Genomic DNA, 17315 nt, shown 5'->3' on the forward strand with positions numbered 1-17315 from the left:
CAACCTCTATCTTGAAACCACTTTTACTTGTGCAAACTGACGGTGCCCGTCAACCGAGCCGTGGTAACCAAGGCCACTCTGTTTCGCGCCAACCCAGGGAGCGTCGCCACTACCGCCTTGTCCTTGATTAATGCCAACCATGCCAGCATCAAGTTCATCAGCAACGTCATTGACACCTTGGTTTCCGAACACCACGGCACCCAACCCATACTCGCTGTTGTTAGCACGTTCAATCGCATCATCAATGTCGGAATAGCGACTGATAGCGACCACTGGCCCAAAAGTCTCTTCTGTTTCTAACGTCATTTCAGGAGTCATTCCAGTGATAACAGTAGGGCGGATATAACGCTCTGGTTGTTCAATCCCGCCTAGAAGGAAAGTTGCCCCTTTTTGTTGTGCGTCTTTTAGCTGTTCGACAATCTTAGCGTGTTGTGTCGCGTTGATGATTGGTCCTATGTTTACGTTAGGCATATCCCACGGGCCAATCTGGTACATATTGGCGATCTCAGTAACACGTTGTTCGAATTTATCGGCGATTCGCTCATCAACATAAATACGTTCGATGGACGTACACATTTGCCCTGAGTTCTCAAAGCTACCCGCGACGGCAAAACGTGCTGCTTGCTCTAAGTTAGCATCGCGCATCACTATCATGGGGTCTTTGCCGCCCAGCTCCATTACAAGGCGTTTCACTTTGCTTGCTGCACGAACCATGATGTCTTGGCCTGCTGCTTTAGAACCCGTGAACGCAATCATTTGAATGTCACCTTCAACTAAAGCCTTACCCGTTTCGCGATCGCCATGCAAAATTGTTAATACGCCTTCGGGTAGGTGTTTCTGTAGCTCACCAAAGAAGGCTTGAGCGATAAGAGGGGTCTCTTCAGAAGGTTTTAGAATCACAGTATTACCCGCGACTAACGCAGGCACGATGAGGTTATTTGCCATCATCACTGGGTAGTTCCAAGGAGAGATTACACCGACAACTCCAAGTGGGCGATATTGAAGCTCTGTTGACCCCGACAATTTACGAGTGTTGAGCGCGCGTTGTGCTTCTTCTGCATAATGCTGACCCATATAAATCGCGCCTGTTGCTTCGCCAATTGCACGACCAATATCTTTACCCATTTCGCGGGCAAGTAATTCTGAGAAGGAGTCTGCATGCTGATCAAGGTGTTGGTAAGCTCTAATAATGGTTCGCACGCGCTCATTTATCGGGAGTTTTCTCCATGCTTTTTGTGCTGCCTTTGATTGGCGAATCGTTTGAACTACTTCATATCTAGAGGCGTTATTGACCTCACCAAGCAGTTCTCCATTACTAGGATTAAAAGATTGAATAGACTTGCTCATGTTTACCAACTCCGTTTAATTTTTCGTATATTTTTTCTATTTAATTGCACATCTGCATAGCTAGATATCGAGAAATCTCGATATCTAATCTTCCAAAAATAGATAAGATTAAAATGGGCGGCGTTATCCACCCAGTCTGTTTTGATTCTGCTTCTTAGAGTGAGTTAGATAACTCTTTTAAAAACTTCTCGATGTATTCGTCATTACGCTTGTAGTACGTCCACGAGCCAATGCGTTTTGAAGTAACCAGCTTTGCACGTTGCAAGTTAGAGAGATAAGACGAGACGGTCGATTGGGATAAGCCACTTTTCTCTTGAATAATGCTGACACATACCCCTTCAACGTCGGTATCAACGAGTTGTTTCTCTAGGTTAAAGTGCTCATGCGGGGATTTTAGCCAGTGAAGAATATCCCTTCGTACTGGGTTGTTGATTGACTTTAAAACTTCATTCATATCTGACATGGCGTTTGGCTGCTGTTTTCGATTAACGTGAAATATACTCTTTAAAGTAAGATATCGCAATATCTCGATATCATGATTTAGCTGCATTGAGGTAAGAATGTCATTCACGCTTATCGTCGGCGTGTTGATTTTCATCGTTAAGTTCTAGGTTCTCGTTCTATGCTTTAAGAACCAAGAACCAAGAACCAAGAACCAAGAACTAAAGCGCTTGTCCGTTAACCGACAATTTCACATCAATGTTGCCACGAACCGCGTTTGAGTAAGGGCAAACTTGGTGAGCCGTTTTCACAAGCGTAACAGCTTGTTCCTGATCTAAATCGAGTTCAACGGCTAGTGAAACGGTTAAAGCAAAGCCACCATTCTCATTTGGACCAATGCCTACCGTTGCAGTGGTTGGCGCTGATGCGATCTTAATCTTCATCTCTTTCGCTACATGAAGCAACGCGTTTGAGAAGCACGCAGAATAGCCCGCAGCAAATAGCTGCTCTGGGTTGGTCGCTTCACCTGAACCGCCCATCTCTTTAGGGTAGCTCAATGCCACTGAGAGTAGATTGTCATCAGTTGATACTTGGCCATTACGACCTGCCGTTGCTGTTGCAGAAGTTGTGTAGAGTGTTGTCATTGTTTTAGTCCTTATTTGAATTGTGTAAAATTAAATTGCACGCAACTTAATTTTAAAGCTAGCTTAATTGATAAAATTTGAGCGCGCAAGTATATTGTGCACAATTTAATTTATTGGTGAGGTGATCATGAGCGACCAAGATGACTATCTAAAGCTGGATAATCAGGTGTGTTTTGCGTTGTATAGTGCGTCGAATGCAATGAGTAGGGCGTATCAACCTTTACTGAAAGCGCTTGATCTTACTTACTTGCAGTACATTGTGATGATGGTGCTTTGGGAAGAAAAAGAGATAAATGTCAAAGCGCTAGGCGCAAAAACGCATTTAGATTCAGGCACCTTGACGCCACTACTCAAGCGTTTGGAAGCGAAAGGTTATGTGCTTAGAACTCGCAGTGCTGAAGATGAACGAGTTCGAGTTATCACGTTGACACCTGCTGGGGTCGATCTCAAAGAACAAGCGCAAACCGTGCCAGTCGAAATGCTGTGTCTCTCCAAGATGAACGAAGATGAGCTTAAATCACTAAAAGCACAGTGTGAGCAATTGCTTGGTAATTTGACCAAATGAGAGAGGGCTTTTAGTTCTCGGCAATGATAATCAGAAAATGAAAAGCCCATAAGCCTTTACTACTAATTAGCGGTCATTGCTAATCCAGAGTAATGCTCACGGGCTTTCTGGTATCGACTACCGTTGAAATGGTCACTTGATATTGTATTAGTTTGAGAATTAACCCATAAACCAAGAGATAAAAATCAACGCACCAAAACCAAATGTTGCGATAAGTGCCGTGTCGCCACCGGCTGCGGTATAGCTGCCTTGAGTCTGTAGGTGAGGAAAGTCTGGCCTACGAACTTTAACTACCATTGCAAGTGGTCCCCAGATAGCTAAGAACACCAACACCATCCCCGCGTAATCCAACATGCTCACGAATTGGCTAGCGAATAACTCAGCTAATACCAAAGGTAGAACGAAGGTTAGGGCATAAGCCAATGCTTTGTTGCTGGTGACTGCATCTTTGTTTTGGTCATACAGCGCCATAGACACACCAAGGAAAGAGGTTACCAATGCCAATACTGAGAACAGCGCAATCACTACTTTCAGCCAAGAAGACTGCCCGCTAAACGCCGAGATCAGTTCTGAAATGTTATGGAATTGGCTGATAGCGTCTGTACCAAGGTTACCGATAATCGCGAATAACCAAGTGAGGTAGCAGATTAGTGGAATCACAGAGCCTAGCAGAATCATATTGCGGATCTGCTTTTGAGTCGCTTCTCGGTTGTATATAACCAGTGACGGAATCACCACCATAGAGGCAAAGCTGGTAAAGATAACCGCGCTGTATTGCACCACGTCATTAGCCGTGTATTTGCTAGCTTGAGTCAGGTAATCAAGGCGAATGTTGCTAAACAAAGAGGCGATAACGATAAGCAGCATCACCACCATCGTGATGAATAAACCGCGATTTAGTTTGTCGATATACGACTTACCCGCCACCACAATCACACCCATTAATAGGCTGAAAACGGTATAAGCAGCGGATGCAGAGATGTCTACGCCGACATCGAGCAGTAGCTTATGAATGATGTCGCCGACACCCAAGATATAAGCGATGAGCATGCACATCAACAGCAAGTAAAAGAGTGCATTGATAAAGTGTTTACCTTTGCTGCCCAGAGTTAGGTAAGCAACACTGCTCATGCCACTGTTGTCTTTCGTTTTTGTACACGCTTCCGCTAGTAGAAGCGCAGAGTAGGTGGTGCCGATAAAGATAAGTAGCATCAGTACTGAGCTGATCATGAAACCAAATTGAGCCAATACCATCGGAATGGCCAGCATGCCTGCACCTAATGCAGTCCCTGAAAGGATTAGGGAACTGCCGAATAATTTCATATTCAAGAAAACAACCTCGAAGTATCCAAATAATTTTTAGTTGGATTGTAAATATTTGTTGCCAAGACTAACAAATTACTCAGTAAAGTTAGGGGTTAATTTCTAATAAATTTTGAATTTTTCTAAAAAAATTACGAAGAGATTTGCGCTGCATATGGCTGGTTGTTTTTGATATTCATCTTGTGAGTTGTTTTATCTTTTTGATAACTTATGTTCATTAACAGCCGTTTAATCATTCGTTCTATACGGCTGATTAACGGATGCCTTAATTTCAGTGAAACCAAGTCAAAACCTTGCTAATTTGATGATTTCCTGCCGGATTCCCTTATTTTATGAGTATTAATTGGATCTCCTCAATGAAGAGACTATCCAGTTGTAGCATGAGGGTTTGTCGTAAATGGAAAGATCCGTTGTCGTAGATACCACTCGGTAGTTTGGCGTTTCGCTCTTATTATCCTCACACCAATTATGTGGGGGTGTTATGTACCGTTTTCTATTTTGTAGTTTTACGCTTGTTCTCTTGTATCCAACGGCTATTGATTTGTATTTGGTTGGGTTGCCTCAAATTGCCGCGGACCTAAATGCGTCTGAGGCTCAGCTTCATGCCGCGTTCTCTATTTATCTCACAGGAATGGCAACCACCATGTTGTTTGCCGGTAAATTTGCCGACAGTGTAGGAAGAAAACCTGTCGCTATTTTCGGTGCAATTGTCTTTGCTACCTCTTCGATGTTCGGCGGTGTTGTGACCAGTGCAGAACCATTTCTTCTCGTGCGTTTCTTTCAAGGTGTGGGTGCTGGCTCTTGTTATGTGGTGGCGTTCGCTATCTTGCGAGATGTATTGGATGACCAAAAACGCGCTAAGGTGCTGTCGATGATGAATGGCATTACCTGCATCGTACCAGTGCTTGCGCCTGTGATTGGCCACTTAATCATGACGGTTTACCCGTGGCCGAGCTTGTTCACGACCATGGCGAGCATGGGTGTGGTGGTGTGTTTGTTGTCGGTGCTCGTACTAAAAGAGACTAAACCTAAGGTTACAGAGTCAGTATTAGCGAAAGTTTCTTTATCTGAGACATCTCAATCAACCTCAACCGAAACGTTTAAAGACCCGTTGTTTATCAGCCGTGTGATCATGACCAGCTTAGGCGTGACGGCGATTTTGACTTACGTAAATGTTTCTCCAATGCTTATCATGACAGAGCTTGGCTTCGATCGAGGTCAGTACTCTTACACCATGGCACTCACGGCTTTGGTGAGTATGTTGGTGTCATTCTCTGCACCATTTGCTTTGAATGTGTTTAAGCAAAAGAACTTAATGCTGACTTCACAAGTTTGCTTTGTCGTTGCGGCTATCTTGTTGCTCGCATCGATTGACGGTGGGTTAGGGCATTACGTGACTTTGTTGGGCTTTGCTTTCGTGTGCGGCGGCTTCTCACTGGGTTTTGGTGTCGCGATGAGCCAAGCATTGAGCTGTTATTCACTGCGCGCTGGTGTGGCAAGTTCAATACTCGGAGTTTCCCAAGTATGTACTTCAGCACTGTTTATCTGGCTTATGGGCGTTATCGGGCTAAGTGCATTGAATATGTTGGTATTTATATTGGCTGCTGGTGGAGTTATCAGTATTGCTCTAATACTATGGATAAGTCCTTCCCAAGTAAAAAGTGATTATGAAGAAGCCACTAGCCCGTCTTGATCTGAATTTGTTATTCACTCTGCAATTGCTGTTGCAAGAACAGAGTGTTTCAAAAGCTGCCAAAAAGCTTAACGTCACGCCTTCAACGGTAAGCAAATCACTGACTAAGCTGCGAGACTGGTTCGATGATCCTCTATTTGTGAAAACGCCGAGGGGCTTAACGCCAACACCACTTGCGCTGAGCATGGTGAAAGATCTTCAAGACTGGTTGCAGATTGGTAGTCAAATACTCACTACTCGTGGCGACGATGCCCCAAAGGACTTACGTTTAAATTTAGAAGCCGAATCTCCGTTATCGTTGATCATGCTGAACGAATTGACGCAAAGCGTGTATCAACGTTATCCCAATGCGAAGATCAAAATGCGCAATTGGGATTACGATTCGATAGATTCCATCGTACGTGGCGAATCTGATATTGGATTTTCAGGGCGAGAAAGCCACCCTCGTTCGAAAGAATCTCTAGATGCACTGCCATACTTCATTGATTTCGAGGTACTGTTCCACGATTTGCCCGTGGTGTATCTGAGAAAAGACCACCCAGCCTTGCAAGAAGAGTGGAACCTTGAGGCTTTCCTCAAATACCCTCACATCAATATTGTGTGGGAGAAAAGTGAAACATGGGCGTTGGATGAAATTCTCACAGATTTGCAACTCGACCGACATATCGCACTTACGCTAGCGGGTTTTGAGCAGTCTTTGTTTATGGCGGCTCAGTCAAACCACACTATGACTACCGTGGCACCGAATTACTGCCGACGTTACGTTGAACAACTTCATCCTAATCTTACTTGTCTGCCTATTCCTCTAGATGAAGAGAACGCCAAAAAGCTGCTGATCCCGTTCACCATGATTTGGCATAAACGCAATGCTTACAACCCAATCGTTCTATGGCTAAAAGACACGCTTAGAGAGCTTTACCAGTTTGAAGGGAAAAGTGTCTAACCTTGTGATGAGATTAAATGTGATTAGATGACCTGAAGGCTTGTACCGTTAATATTGATCGTTGATTGAAATAAGAACTCAGAGTTAGAAGCGAGCCCATCAGATGTTATCTGATGGGCTTTTTATTTTAAATCATACGGATAGGGTCAGAACTTCTCAAATGAATACGGTTATTTCTTAATTGTTGATTCGATAAACAGTGTCAATATGAACGATTGTTCAAATTAATACTTGAACGATCGTTCCAGTTTGATCTATATTGTTTTCACGCCAACGGAGAACAGTCATATATCACTCCGATTGTGAATCAAATTAGTATAAAGAATCGAAAGGAATAGAACATGAGCAACTTTAAAATTCACTCAGTAGAATCAGCACCAGAGCAAAGCAAACCCATTCTTGAAGGGGCTGTAAAACAGATGGGTCGAGTTCCTGGTCTTTTTGGGGTGATGGCTGAATCACCTAATACTCTCAAAGCTTACACGCAGCTTCATCAAGCATTTAGTGATTCGTCTTTTGATGCTGATGAGTTAACCGTGGTATGGCAAACCATAAATGTTGAGCACGAGTGCCACTACTGTGTGCCGGCACATACTGGCATTGCACATTCAATGAAGGTTGATCCTGCAATCACCGAAGCACTTCGTAACCGTACTGCACTGCCAACTGAAAAACTGCAAGTATTGCACGACTTCACGTTAAGCATGGTACGTAATCGTGGCAATGTGCCTGCGGACGAAATGGAAGCCTTCTTTGCGGCGGGTTACGGTCAACAACAGGTGTTAGAAGTCATTTTAGGTTTGTCTCAGAAAGTGATCAGCAACTACGTAAACCACGTTGCTAAAACACCAGTAGACAAGGTGTTCGAACAGTTTGCTTGGCAAGGTTAATCCGCCTTTAGCTAAGTAAAGAGTCAGAATAGTGAAAACCCCGCTCGGTTGAGTGGGGCTTTGTTGTATTGGTTGGGTTACGTTTTCTTATTGCTTATCTATCTATCTATTTATTTATCTATGCCTAATGCCGCCTTAAGTCGCGCTAAAGCGTCTGCCAATACTTCTGCAGGACACCCTAGATTCAAGCGAATAAACCCTGAACCTTCCTCGCCAAAGGCACAACCCATGCTCGGTACAATGCCGGCTGCAATGAGTTTACGTTCTAGCTCTGAATCACTTATTTTCATTGCTCGGCAATCTAGCCATGCAAGGTAAGTCGCTTCGGGTTTTGTGAAACGGATATGAGGCAATTCTGCTTTTATGAATCCGTTCAGCGTTTCTATATTGTCTTGCAGATAGTGTTTTAAGTCCGTCAACCAAGTTTCACACTCTTGATACGCTGTGGTCGCCGCTGACATTGACAGGCTGTTGAAGCAATCCATGCCATGAGCATCCAAACGACGAACAAACTGATCCTTCAACTGCAAATTAGGGATGATAAAATTCGAAATTCGCAATGACGACAAACCAAAGGTTTTACTGGCCGCTGTTGCGACGATAAGTTTGTCGGTTAGTGAACTTGGCAATTTCAAAGTGGAGTGAAATACATTGGGTGCTAGTGTTAAATCGCTCCAAATCTCATCACTGATCAGCCATACATCATGTTTTTTACAAAGCTCGGCAACTTGCGTAATCTCCTGCTCATTCCAGGCTCTTCCTGTCGGATTATGAGGATTACAGAAGATCAAAGCCTTTGCGCCACTGGCGAAACAATCTTCCAAATGTGTAAAATCAAGCTGGTAGTGACCATCAGATTCAATCAATGGGTTGTTTAGAACTCGACGATCATTGAGTTCGATGATCTTACGAAATGAACCGTAGCCTGGGCTTTGAATGACTATCTGATCATTCACTTGTGTGAGCATTTGTAATGCCATAGCGATACCGGGCAATACACCATGTATTGTCGTGATCCATTCTTTTTCGATCTCAGTGTTATGTTGGCTTTTGAACCAATCAATCACAGCTCGGTAATAGTCATCCTGACGTTCTGAGTAACCAAAAATACCATGCGAGATATCTTGCGATAAACGGTTGAGCACTTGCTGAGGTGCTTGGAAGTCGTAGTCAGAGACCCACATTGGCAGCAAGTCAGATCCTTCCAACCCTAGTTTCTGCTCCATAAAGTCCCACTTTACCGACCCTGTGTTTCGGCGGTTAATCGTATTGTCGAAAGAATTCATAAGATGTGAGCCTTACTTAGTGCTGTGAGCTAGAGATGTTTCTACTGAGTCTTCTAACTGTTCAGGCTTTGCGCGTGCAATGCCAAACCCAGTGAAGCCATAAATCAGAGCGAAAATGACGCCGGTGTAACATTGGATAGCCCAAGGCAGGTAGTCTAATGTCGCGACACCTAGCGTACTTGCCATGTAAATACCTGCGGCTGTCCAAGGTACTAGTGGCTCGATAATCGTGCCCGCATCTTCGATGGTTCTTGATAGGTTCTTCGTATCTAGCCCCATTTTACGGTAAGCGTTTTGGAATAACTCGCCTGGGATAAGAAGTGCTAGTTTGCCGTCAGATGTGGTGAATACCACTGTAATTGTTGCGATTACAGTCGATGCGATAAGTTGTCCTGTCGAGTGAATCATGTGTAAGAAGCGACCTAGAACCACATTCAAGGCGCCAGTTAGACTTAAAACGCCTGCAAATGAAAACGCACAGAAAACCAATAGGATAGTGCTCATCATTGAGAACAGACCACCACGGTTTAGTAGCTTCGATACGTCAGGAATTAACCCATTAATCGCCGTGCCGTTCGCTTCAAATAATGAAACGTTAAAGCCGTCGACGTAAGCTTGGAAACCTTGTTGTAGAGAGAAACCTTGAAGAACCATACCTAGTACAATTGCTAGGGCGGAAGCGCCTAACATCAGGGGCAGAACAGGTTTTTTGGTTAACGCGCCCCAAAGAATCATAACTGGCGGAATGATAAGGAAGATGCTGAAGTTATAAAGGCTATCTAGCCCCGCAAGGATTTGCGTTACTTTTTCCGGTTGACCAATGTTTGCGACATCAGCGCTTTGTCCTGCAAAGAAGAAGACCACAGAAGCAATCACAAAGCCTGGTAGCGTCGTGTAAAGCATGTGCTGAATATGTTCGTATAGTGTGGTGCCCGAGACAACAGGCGCAAAGTTTGTTGAGTCAGAAAGAGGGGAGATTTTGTCGCCAAAATATGCACCGGATACAACAGCACCTGCGGCAGCAGCAAGTGACACATCTAAGCCTGCGGCGACACCCATCAATGCAACACCAACTGTACCTGCAGAACCCCATGAAGTACCAGTACATACCGAGACGATAGAAGTTACGAAGAATGCGGCGCTCAGGATGTATTCAGCACTGATGACTTTAAGCCCCCAGTAAACCATGTATGGGATGGTGCCGCTGATCATCCAGCTGGCAATCAGACCGCCCACCGAAACTAAAATCAAGATGACAGGCATCGCTTTGGCAAGCTTCTCAACAATTGAGTTGATGATGTCATCCCAGTTGTAGCCCATCTTCCAGGCAATACATGCTGTGAACGTTGCAGAAATAAGTAGCAAAACTTCAATTCGAAGTCCTAAAACACCGTATCCAATAGCGAGCAGCGCAAACATAACGGCTATGGGTGCCAGTGCTAATCCGAACGATGGTAGAGGCTTTGAGTTATTCATATTAGTTGTCCTCAGGTTAATGTAGGGTTTGTTCGGAATGGATAATAAGCGCGCTCTGAAATCGAAAGTGGGACTTCAACACTGTTTTCATGTAAGCGGTTACATGAGGTGCATACATGAGATTTTAGTCACATTTTGGCTGATTTTAGTTCTTGATTGGCGTAACTGTCTGTCTTTCGACTAAGGTTGCTTCGAATTTATGTTGTTTCGGTGGGGCGTATCCAGCTGTCTTCAACTTGATGGCGAGGTTAGCTGCGTAGGTCGACATTTCGTCAATGGGGTTGTGCATTGTGCTTAATCGAGGGTAGAGATAGCGAGCGAGCAGTACATCATCAAAGCCGATCACTGAGATATCATTTGGTACAGAGATACCTTGATCATGCAGACTAGTCATTAAGCCTGCAGCCATTACGTCATTAAAGGTGACAGCGGCTGTAACCTCTGGGCATTGGCTTACCAATATATCACCGGCGGCTTCACCACCAGACTCGCTGAAGCTTTGGCTGATGACCCAGTTAGGTTGTACTTCGATGTTAGCTGCTTTCATTGCGTCTTTGTAGCCTTCTAACCGATCGGTTCTGTCTTGGATGGGAAGATCACTGGAGACGTAAGCTATTTTTCTGTGTCCAAGCTTAATAAGGTGTTGCACCGATACCTGAGTGCCTAGTCTATTATCTACCCATACTGAGCGATTGGATACTTGAGCGATGGTGCGGTTGAGCAATACCATGGCGGGCAACTGAGCTGTGTAACGTAATAGTGTAGTGTCATCGAGCATTTTCGAGTGAACGACCATCGCTTCACAACCTTGGCTGATTAAGAAATCGAGCCCTTCTTTTTCACGTTGTGCATTGTGCCCACCGCTCACCACCACGAGCTGGTATCCATTGGTTCTCGCTACTTCCTCGACACTCTTTGCAACGAGCGCAAAAAATGGGTCGGCAAGGTTACCTGTCAGTAATCCAAGCGTGTTACTGCTTCTACTTGCTAAGGCGGTTGCACGCGCATCTTTGTGGTAGTTGAGCTCTTTTACTGCTCGCTCTACGCGTTCTAAGGTTATAGGTTCGACATAGCAGGTACGATTTAATACTCGAGAAACCGTTGCTGTCGAAACCCCTGCAAGTGCTGCTACATCTTTTATTGTTGCCACGTATAATTCTGCCAAGCATAGAAAGGCTGCGAGTGTAGCGAATCTCTACTGTTTAATATGTTAGTAAGGTCAAAGCTTCTGAAAGCCGAGCTGAGAATATTTGTCGAATATGTGAGTATTTAGCGTGCATGTTTAGCGATCAATTTCGCCAGCGTCACTATCCCTTCTTTCCAATCTTTACTCTCTTCAATGTTAGCCACAGTAAAGCGCAAACAGTGCTTGAATTGATCGTGCGTACCAAAAACGGTGCCGGGTAAGATTCCTAGTTTATGTTTCAAGCAATCTTGATAAACGGCATAACTGTCGACCGATTCCGGCAGTGTTATCCAGTTTAAAAAAGAGCCTTCTGGCTTCGATAAATGATAATGCCCTTCCATATGAGGATAGCTGTCCAATGCTTGTATTAACAAGCTTTGAAACTGCTTTTGATTGGTTTGATAGAGTCGTTTCATTTTGGACAGGTGACTGCGGTATTTGCCTGTGGTGAGAAACTGTCCGACCGCCGATTGCATGAGATTGGAACTGCCCATGTTGTCGCAAAGTAGATATTTTTCGACTTGAGCTTGGTAACGCCCCGAGAGTAACCAACCAATTCGTAGGCGAGAGTCTAAGGTTTTGGATAGAGAGTTCACGTAGATAACTCTATCTTGGTCATCAAGCTCTTTGAGGCTAGCGATTGGTGTATCGAACGCCAAGCTACCGAACACATCGTCTTCGATAATTGGTAAAGATCCGGTGATCTCCAGTAATGCTTTTCGATTCGCCAATGGCATTCTTGAGCCGGTTGGGTTAGTAAAGTTTGGTGTTAGCAGCAGCGTCTTCACTTCCCATTTGTCCAACGCACTCTGTAGTGATGGGATATCAATGCCATGGCTAACACTGCTTGGTATTTCAAGGGCTTGCAAGCCAAGTGATTCAAGTAAAAGTAGATTACCGAAGTAACAGGGCGACTCGACCGCCACGATGTCACCGGGCTTGGTGAGCGCACGTAATGCCAAACTGATCGCCTGTTGAGCACCATGAGTAATCGCAATCTCTTTCGATCCCGCAGGTACGCCTAGATCATGGGTGATCTTTAACAATTGCTTTACTAATTGCTCATCGCCGGGAGGTAATTGGTAATAACCGGGCAATTGAGTTTGTAATCGACTGTGGCGGCCAATCTCGGCATACAAGCTACGAATCGCAGGGTTGTTTATGTTCGGGTGCGCAGAACCTGCCAACAGTTTCAGGCGGCCTTTCGGGCGAGAGAGTACCGATTTGGTGACAGACAAGAGGTCCACTTTTTGAGGTTGGCTTGGTGTATCCCAGTTGGTGGTGTTCGGTGTCTTTACGCGATAGCCAGATTTAGGTACTGAGTAAACCCAACCCGTTGCTTCCAATTCTTGATAGGCGCGAATCACGGTATTTTTACTCACGCCAAGCTGTTCGCTTAGTTGACGGATTGAGGGAAGGCGATCGTCTGGATGAAAGAGTCCCTTATCGATCTGAGCCTTAATATGTTGTTCGGTAGCAAGATATTTATTGCCGCTGAGTTCTGCTTCCACTTCCACGTTTTTCTCCCTCGTTGCTCACTCTTAATCTGTAACCATTTAAAGTGTTATATCTGTATCTTTATTAGTTATCTGTACCCAACTAAGGTAACAGCATTGATGAAGAGTTGACCAGAGGTTTGTAATGCTGATTAAAATGATTCCGTTTGTGTTTGTAATATTGTGGTCGTCAGGTTTTGTCGGCGCACGTCTTGGTGTGGAATTCGCGGAACCCGCAACATTACTCTCACTGAGGATGGTGGCCAACGTAGCGCTGTTCTTGGTTTTGATTGCAATCCTTAAGCGTCGTATCCCTCGTGGTCGTGCATTCTTCCATGCTTGTGTGGTCGGCATCTTGATTCATGGTTTCTACCTTGGTGGCACCTATCTGGCGATTGATATGGGTATGCCTGCCGGGTTGAGTTCTTTACTGGTAGGCTTACAACCGATTTTGACTGCCTTGATTATGATTAGCTGTACCTCACAGCGTTTTAATTTTGCACAGTGGTTGGGATTAGCGCTCGGCTTTGCGGGTATCAGTTTGGTGCTGATGGGCAATATTGAATGGCAGTCAGACGACCAAAAAGGCTTGGCAACGCTGTTGTGTTTGGTTTCTTTAGTGGGTATTACCTGCGGTACTCTGTATCAGAAGCGTTTTTGTCAGGGGACAGATATGGTCGGCGGTGCGATGGTGCAATACTTGGCTTCTGCTGCGCTGTTTCTACCGTTTGCAATGCGTTACGAAACGATGCAAGTGAACTGGACGGTAGAATTCACGTTGACTCTAACCTGGCTGGTGGTTGTTCTGTCTTGTGTTGCCATCCTTTTGCTGCTTTACATGGTAGAGCACGGTGCATCTTCAAGTGTGGCATCGGTGTTTTACTTGGTGCCACCGACGACAGCCATTCAAGCCTGGCTTATCTTTGGTGAGTCGTTCGATATCTACGGCACAATGGGCTTCGCTTTGTCTGCCGCTGCTGTTTATCTGGTGGTGAAGAAGCCAGAATGGATCAAGGCTCGCAGGCGAACAGCGTTAGAGCGGTAAGCGTATTTCATCAAAACTAACTGGGTTTAAAGCCGAGTGATAGAAACAAAAAAGAGCCTGAATATTCAGGCTCTTTCTGTATCAAATATTGGCTAGCGACTATTGATTAGCGCTGCATCAAGCAAGCGTAAGCCGTTGTAAACGGTGCTTCTTGGTATTGCTTAAGGCCAGTTTCTTTGAACTTCATCATAAGAGGGTTGCGCTTAAGGCTCTCCTTGATGTCAGCAGGTGATACAACGGTTACGTCTAGGCCGTCGATCAGTTGAATTGCTGCTTCTAGTTTGAAACCAAAGCCACCGCCAGCAAATTTGCCTTTAGTTTGGCGTTGACGAATCACAACTTTGTCTACTTGGTAATCTTCCATTAACTTTGCAAAAGAGAATTGAAAGTCTTTCATATTCTGCGTGTCGTTTGCGTCGCTAATCGCAACCTTTGAAACTCGGCAATCAGGGATATTAAATACACCATCTGACAGAGAAAGAAGACAGATGACAGCATCGTTACCTTTGATTTCAACACCACAAATTTTCATGTTCATACCTATTTACTTTTGAGCCGTACATTATGGTGCTATTTCCATTACTTCTCCAGTATTTGAGCATGTCTGTGGTAAATAAGTGCAAAAACGTCTTTGGCTCTACTTTTTAAAGTTGACCTTTGGATAAATAATAGACAGTCGATTCAAGGGTAACGTTTGCTATGCGACTAGGTTCACAAACTTTTAGCTAGCTTTTAAATTGATACTGTATATTATGCGCGCGTCCCTATTTACTGTGTGGTTATTAACCCCCTTATGAGTATCAACAACCTATCTATTAAGAGTAAAATTGCGATTCCACTAATGGTAATCGTGATTGTTTTCTCGACTGTTACTGTGCTTAATGTCATTAGATCTAATGCTCAGGCTGCGATCAACCATGAGCTGAATAATGTGGTTCAGCCCGTGCTAGACAATTTGGAAGATGGGTATCGTGACATTTACCAAGTTATTGCTTCTGCTCAAGGTCTGCTACTCGCGAAAGACCAAGCGGCGATTGAGTACCAAAAATTTGAATTTAAAGACAACGCTTACAAAGCGGTTCCTCGTTTTGAAAGTGTGGAAACTTTATATACAGCGGGTGTGCTGGATCCTTCTTCTCGCGGTGAGTTGTCAAAGCTTGTGAACGCGATGAGCAAGTGGGTGGCGCTGCATGAGCCAATGTTTGCAGATCCTGCCAACGCATACCAATATAACATCAATTACTCACCAGCATTAGACGCTGAGTTTTCAATCATTCGTGTTCAGCTTCGTGATATCAGAACCCTGATTGAACAGAAGCAGAGAGGGCTTCGCCAGCAAGCTGCTGACTCTATCGAATCAAGTAAGTTGATCATTGAAGTGGGAATGGCGGTCGCTGTTTTCGCTGCGCTTTTTGCGATGTGGTTATCTAACCGTTTTATCGTCCAACCAATCCAGAACGTAGAGAAAGCGATGAATGAGATCGCATCGGGCGACGGTAACTTGTCTCAACGCATGAAGGTTGAAGGCAACGACGAAATTGCTCGCTTAAGCTCCGCATTTAACCAGTTTGTTGGCAAGATTCATGTAACCGTGGAACAAGTTATTCTCACATCGAACGCAGTACGTGGCGAGATGGAAAACATCAAATCGCTCACGCAAAGTGTTGCTGAATTTTCATCGAACCAACAGAGAGAAAGTGAAGTCGTAGCGGCAGCGGTTCATGAAATGCAAGCAACTAGCGAAGTGGTCAGTGGTAATGCACTGGATGCCGCAACTGCAAGTAACGTTGCCAATCATGAAGTGGAATCGGCAGATACGACGTTGGGTTTAACCGTGACTTCTATTGAACGCCTTGCGCAAGATATCGAGAACGCGGGTGGCGTGGTTCAAGAGCTGGATACCGATGTGAAGAACATAGCTTCAATTCTTAGCGTGATCAAAGGCATTGCAGAGCAAACCAACCTGCTTGCATTAAATGCGGCGATTGAAGCCGCTCGTGCCGGTGAGCAAGGCCGTGGTTTTGCCGTAGTCGCAGATGAAGTAAGAGCGCTGGCGAGTAAAACTCAAGACAGCACTGGTGAAATCCAATCAATGATTGAACGCTTAGAAGTGGGTGCTAAACACGCGGTTGGCGTGATGACTGAAAGCAAAGTGAGTGGCGAGAAAACCATTGTTCAGGCAGGAACTGCGGCGTCTTCACTGAGTGAGATTCGTAACTCAATCGGCAAGATGAATGACATGAACACACAAATCGCAACCGCAGCTTCTCAGCAGTCTCAAGTGTCTGAAGAAGTGAACAAGAATGTTCAACGCATCGCAGAAAGCACTATGCAAATGGTTGAAATGGCGAGCAGCGCTGAGAATGCTTGCATGGCATTGGCCGAACAGTGTGAAGCGCTTGATAGCCTTGTATCTCAGTTTGAGGTTTAATCTTCAAAAATAAGCAGATAAACATGAGCTGACAATGGTTGCTCGCTCTGGCTCCCATTGATCATAGCTGAACGACAAAAAAGCCCGCATTCTATGAGTGCGGGCTTTTTTTTGACTAGGTGATCAGTTTTTAGACCTAATCAATCATTCGGTGTTAGCTGCTACGACCGTCTTTGTATGTGTAACGGTAGTCAACTTTTACGTTCGCTTGGTAATGAATGTCGCCGTTCATATTCGTGATTTTCTTCACTTCCATATTCGCGTCATCAATCTTGAACGAATCGTACTTTGTTGTTTGTTGGAACTGTGGCAGTTCTCTTGAAAGCTCAAAAGAAGTTTTTGTGCCTAACTCATCCATAAGGTTCGTGCCTGCATCGTATGCTTCCGCTTCAGTAACAAATGTATCAGACTTTAGCGTTGTTTCTTGAATCGTTGTTTTAGTTGCTGCAAACGCTGTGGTGCTGAGAACAAGAGTTGATGCAAGTATGATTAATTTTTTCATAGGATTACCTTACTTTGTTGGAATACCTGTGTTCCGGTACAGAACCA

16 protein-coding genes are annotated in these 17315 nt (G+C 44.6%); 6 read left to right on the top strand and 10 right to left on the bottom strand.

Annotated features, from left to right (window positions below; all coding sequences use genetic code 11):
* Positions 1-6 precede the first annotated feature (6 nt).
* The 3 genes from L3V35_RS06260 to L3V35_RS06270 form a co-directional block, all read right to left on the bottom strand.
* Positions 7-1347, bottom strand: coding sequence for an aldehyde dehydrogenase family protein (locus L3V35_RS06260; RefSeq protein ID WP_237298881.1), 1341 nt, complete (start codon positions 1345-1347; stop codon positions 7-9).
* Positions 1348-1501: 154 nt separating this feature from the next.
* Positions 1502-1810, bottom strand: coding sequence for a helix-turn-helix transcriptional regulator (locus tag L3V35_RS06265; protein ID WP_010432957.1), 309 nt, complete (start codon positions 1808-1810; stop codon positions 1502-1504).
* 199 nt (positions 1811-2009) lie between these two features.
* On the bottom strand, positions 2010-2432 hold the full coding sequence (locus tag L3V35_RS06270) for an organic hydroperoxide resistance protein (RefSeq protein WP_016797728.1): 423 nt from the start codon (positions 2430-2432) through the stop codon (positions 2010-2012).
* A 127-nt stretch (positions 2433-2559) separates the two neighbouring features.
* On the opposite strand from L3V35_RS06270, the gene L3V35_RS06275 reads away from it, so the two are divergent.
* Entirely contained in the window at positions 2560-2997 is a 438-nt protein-coding gene (locus L3V35_RS06275; protein WP_171312141.1) for a MarR family transcriptional regulator, read from the top strand.
* A 159-nt stretch (positions 2998-3156) separates the two neighbouring features.
* Here L3V35_RS06275 and L3V35_RS06280 read toward each other — a convergent pair whose 3' ends face one another.
* Positions 3157-4320, bottom strand: a complete 1164-nt coding sequence (locus L3V35_RS06280) for an aromatic amino acid transport family protein (RefSeq protein ID WP_237298969.1) — start codon at positions 4318-4320, stop codon at positions 3157-3159.
* A gap of 481 nt (positions 4321-4801) precedes the next feature.
* On the opposite strand from L3V35_RS06280, the gene L3V35_RS06285 reads away from it, so the two are divergent.
* The 3 genes from L3V35_RS06285 (at position 4802) to L3V35_RS06295 (ending at position 7846) form a co-directional block, all read left to right on the top strand.
* Positions 4802-6013, top strand: coding sequence for an MFS transporter (locus tag L3V35_RS06285; protein ID WP_237298882.1), 1212 nt, complete (start codon positions 4802-4804; stop codon positions 6011-6013).
* Positions 5988-6956, top strand: coding sequence for an HTH-type transcriptional regulator YidZ (gene yidZ, locus L3V35_RS06290; RefSeq protein WP_145562944.1), 969 nt, complete (start codon positions 5988-5990; stop codon positions 6954-6956). The genes L3V35_RS06285 and yidZ overlap by 26 nt, the downstream gene beginning before the upstream one ends.
* A gap of 341 nt (positions 6957-7297) precedes the next feature.
* Complete coding sequence (locus L3V35_RS06295; RefSeq protein ID WP_237298883.1) at positions 7298-7846, top strand: carboxymuconolactone decarboxylase family protein; 549 nt, start codon at positions 7298-7300, stop codon at positions 7844-7846.
* Between the two features lie 110 nt (positions 7847-7956).
* On the opposite strand, the gene L3V35_RS06300 is transcribed toward L3V35_RS06295, so the two are convergent.
* The 4 genes from L3V35_RS06300 to L3V35_RS06315 form a co-directional block, all read right to left on the bottom strand.
* Complete coding sequence (locus L3V35_RS06300) at positions 7957-9132, bottom strand: MalY/PatB family protein (protein WP_237298884.1); 1176 nt, start codon at positions 9130-9132, stop codon at positions 7957-7959.
* Between the two features lie 12 nt (positions 9133-9144).
* On the bottom strand, positions 9145-10608 hold the full coding sequence (gene nhaC, locus L3V35_RS06305; protein WP_237298885.1) for a Na+/H+ antiporter NhaC: 1464 nt from the start codon (positions 10606-10608) through the stop codon (positions 9145-9147).
* A 145-nt stretch (positions 10609-10753) separates the two neighbouring features.
* On the bottom strand, positions 10754-11758 hold the full coding sequence (locus L3V35_RS06310; RefSeq protein WP_054546267.1) for a LacI family DNA-binding transcriptional regulator: 1005 nt from the start codon (positions 11756-11758) through the stop codon (positions 10754-10756).
* A gap of 119 nt (positions 11759-11877) precedes the next feature.
* Positions 11878-13305: a PLP-dependent aminotransferase family protein gene (locus L3V35_RS06315; protein ID WP_054546333.1), complete on the bottom strand. Its 1428-nt coding sequence runs from the start codon at positions 13303-13305 to the stop codon at positions 11878-11880.
* A 130-nt stretch (positions 13306-13435) separates the two neighbouring features.
* Here L3V35_RS06315 and L3V35_RS06320 point away from each other — a divergent pair, with 130 nt between their 5' ends.
* Positions 13436-14335 (top strand): DMT family transporter, encoded by a 900-nt coding sequence (locus L3V35_RS06320; protein ID WP_054546268.1) that lies wholly within the window; start codon positions 13436-13438, stop codon positions 14333-14335.
* 106 nt (positions 14336-14441) lie between these two features.
* Here L3V35_RS06320 and L3V35_RS06325 read toward each other — a convergent pair whose 3' ends face one another.
* Entirely contained in the window at positions 14442-14867 is a 426-nt protein-coding gene (locus tag L3V35_RS06325) for a DUF3010 family protein (RefSeq protein WP_010432976.1), read from the bottom strand.
* Between the two features lie 261 nt (positions 14868-15128).
* On the opposite strand from L3V35_RS06325, the gene L3V35_RS06330 reads away from it, so the two are divergent.
* On the top strand, positions 15129-16766 hold the full coding sequence (locus L3V35_RS06330; RefSeq protein ID WP_237298886.1) for a methyl-accepting chemotaxis protein: 1638 nt from the start codon (positions 15129-15131) through the stop codon (positions 16764-16766).
* 154 nt (positions 16767-16920) lie between these two features.
* Here the strand turns inward: L3V35_RS06330 and L3V35_RS06335 are convergent, their stop codons facing one another.
* Positions 16921-17268 carry a DUF3316 domain-containing protein gene (locus L3V35_RS06335; RefSeq protein WP_114635660.1) on the bottom strand — a complete coding sequence of 116 codons (348 nt, stop codon included), beginning with the start codon at positions 17266-17268 and terminating at the stop codon, positions 16921-16923.
* Positions 17269-17315 lie beyond the last annotated feature (47 nt).

Source organism: Vibrio sp. L5-1 (assembly GCF_021728315.1).
GTDB classification, from domain to species: domain Bacteria; phylum Pseudomonadota; class Gammaproteobacteria; order Enterobacterales; family Vibrionaceae; genus Vibrio; species Vibrio splendidus_K.

What these genes read in the sequence shown, in the direction of transcription:
- L3V35_RS06260 (WP_237298881.1), bottom strand. Translation starts at nt 1,347, where the DNA reads ATGAGCAAGTCTATTCAATCTTTTAATCCTAGTAATGGAGAACTGCTT.
- nhaC (WP_237298885.1), bottom strand. Translation starts at nt 10,608, where the DNA reads ATGAATAACTCAAAGCCTCTACCATCGTTCGGATTAGCACTGGCACCC.
- L3V35_RS06280 (WP_237298969.1), bottom strand. Translation starts at nt 4,320, where the DNA reads ATGAAATTATTCGGCAGTTCCCTAATCCTTTCAGGGACTGCATTAGGT.
- L3V35_RS06325 (WP_010432976.1), bottom strand. Translation starts at nt 14,867, where the DNA reads ATGAAAATTTGTGGTGTTGAAATCAAAGGTAACGATGCTGTCATCTGT.
- L3V35_RS06265 (WP_010432957.1), bottom strand. Translation starts at nt 1,810, where the DNA reads ATGTCAGATATGAATGAAGTTTTAAAGTCAATCAACAACCCAGTACGA.
- L3V35_RS06285 (WP_237298882.1), top strand. Translation starts at nt 4,802, where the DNA reads ATGTACCGTTTTCTATTTTGTAGTTTTACGCTTGTTCTCTTGTATCCA.
- L3V35_RS06270 (WP_016797728.1), bottom strand. Translation starts at nt 2,432, where the DNA reads ATGACAACACTCTACACAACTTCTGCAACAGCAACGGCAGGTCGTAAT.
- L3V35_RS06300 (WP_237298884.1), bottom strand. Translation starts at nt 9,132, where the DNA reads ATGAATTCTTTCGACAATACGATTAACCGCCGAAACACAGGGTCGGTA.
- L3V35_RS06335 (WP_114635660.1), bottom strand. Translation starts at nt 17,268, where the DNA reads ATGAAAAAATTAATCATACTTGCATCAACTCTTGTTCTCAGCACCACA.
- L3V35_RS06275 (WP_171312141.1), top strand. Translation starts at nt 2,560, where the DNA reads ATGAGCGACCAAGATGACTATCTAAAGCTGGATAATCAGGTGTGTTTT.
- L3V35_RS06320 (WP_054546268.1), top strand. Translation starts at nt 13,436, where the DNA reads ATGCTGATTAAAATGATTCCGTTTGTGTTTGTAATATTGTGGTCGTCA.
- L3V35_RS06295 (WP_237298883.1), top strand. Translation starts at nt 7,298, where the DNA reads ATGAGCAACTTTAAAATTCACTCAGTAGAATCAGCACCAGAGCAAAGC.
- L3V35_RS06330 (WP_237298886.1), top strand. Translation starts at nt 15,129, where the DNA reads ATGAGTATCAACAACCTATCTATTAAGAGTAAAATTGCGATTCCACTA.
- yidZ (WP_145562944.1), top strand. Translation starts at nt 5,988, where the DNA reads ATGAAGAAGCCACTAGCCCGTCTTGATCTGAATTTGTTATTCACTCTG.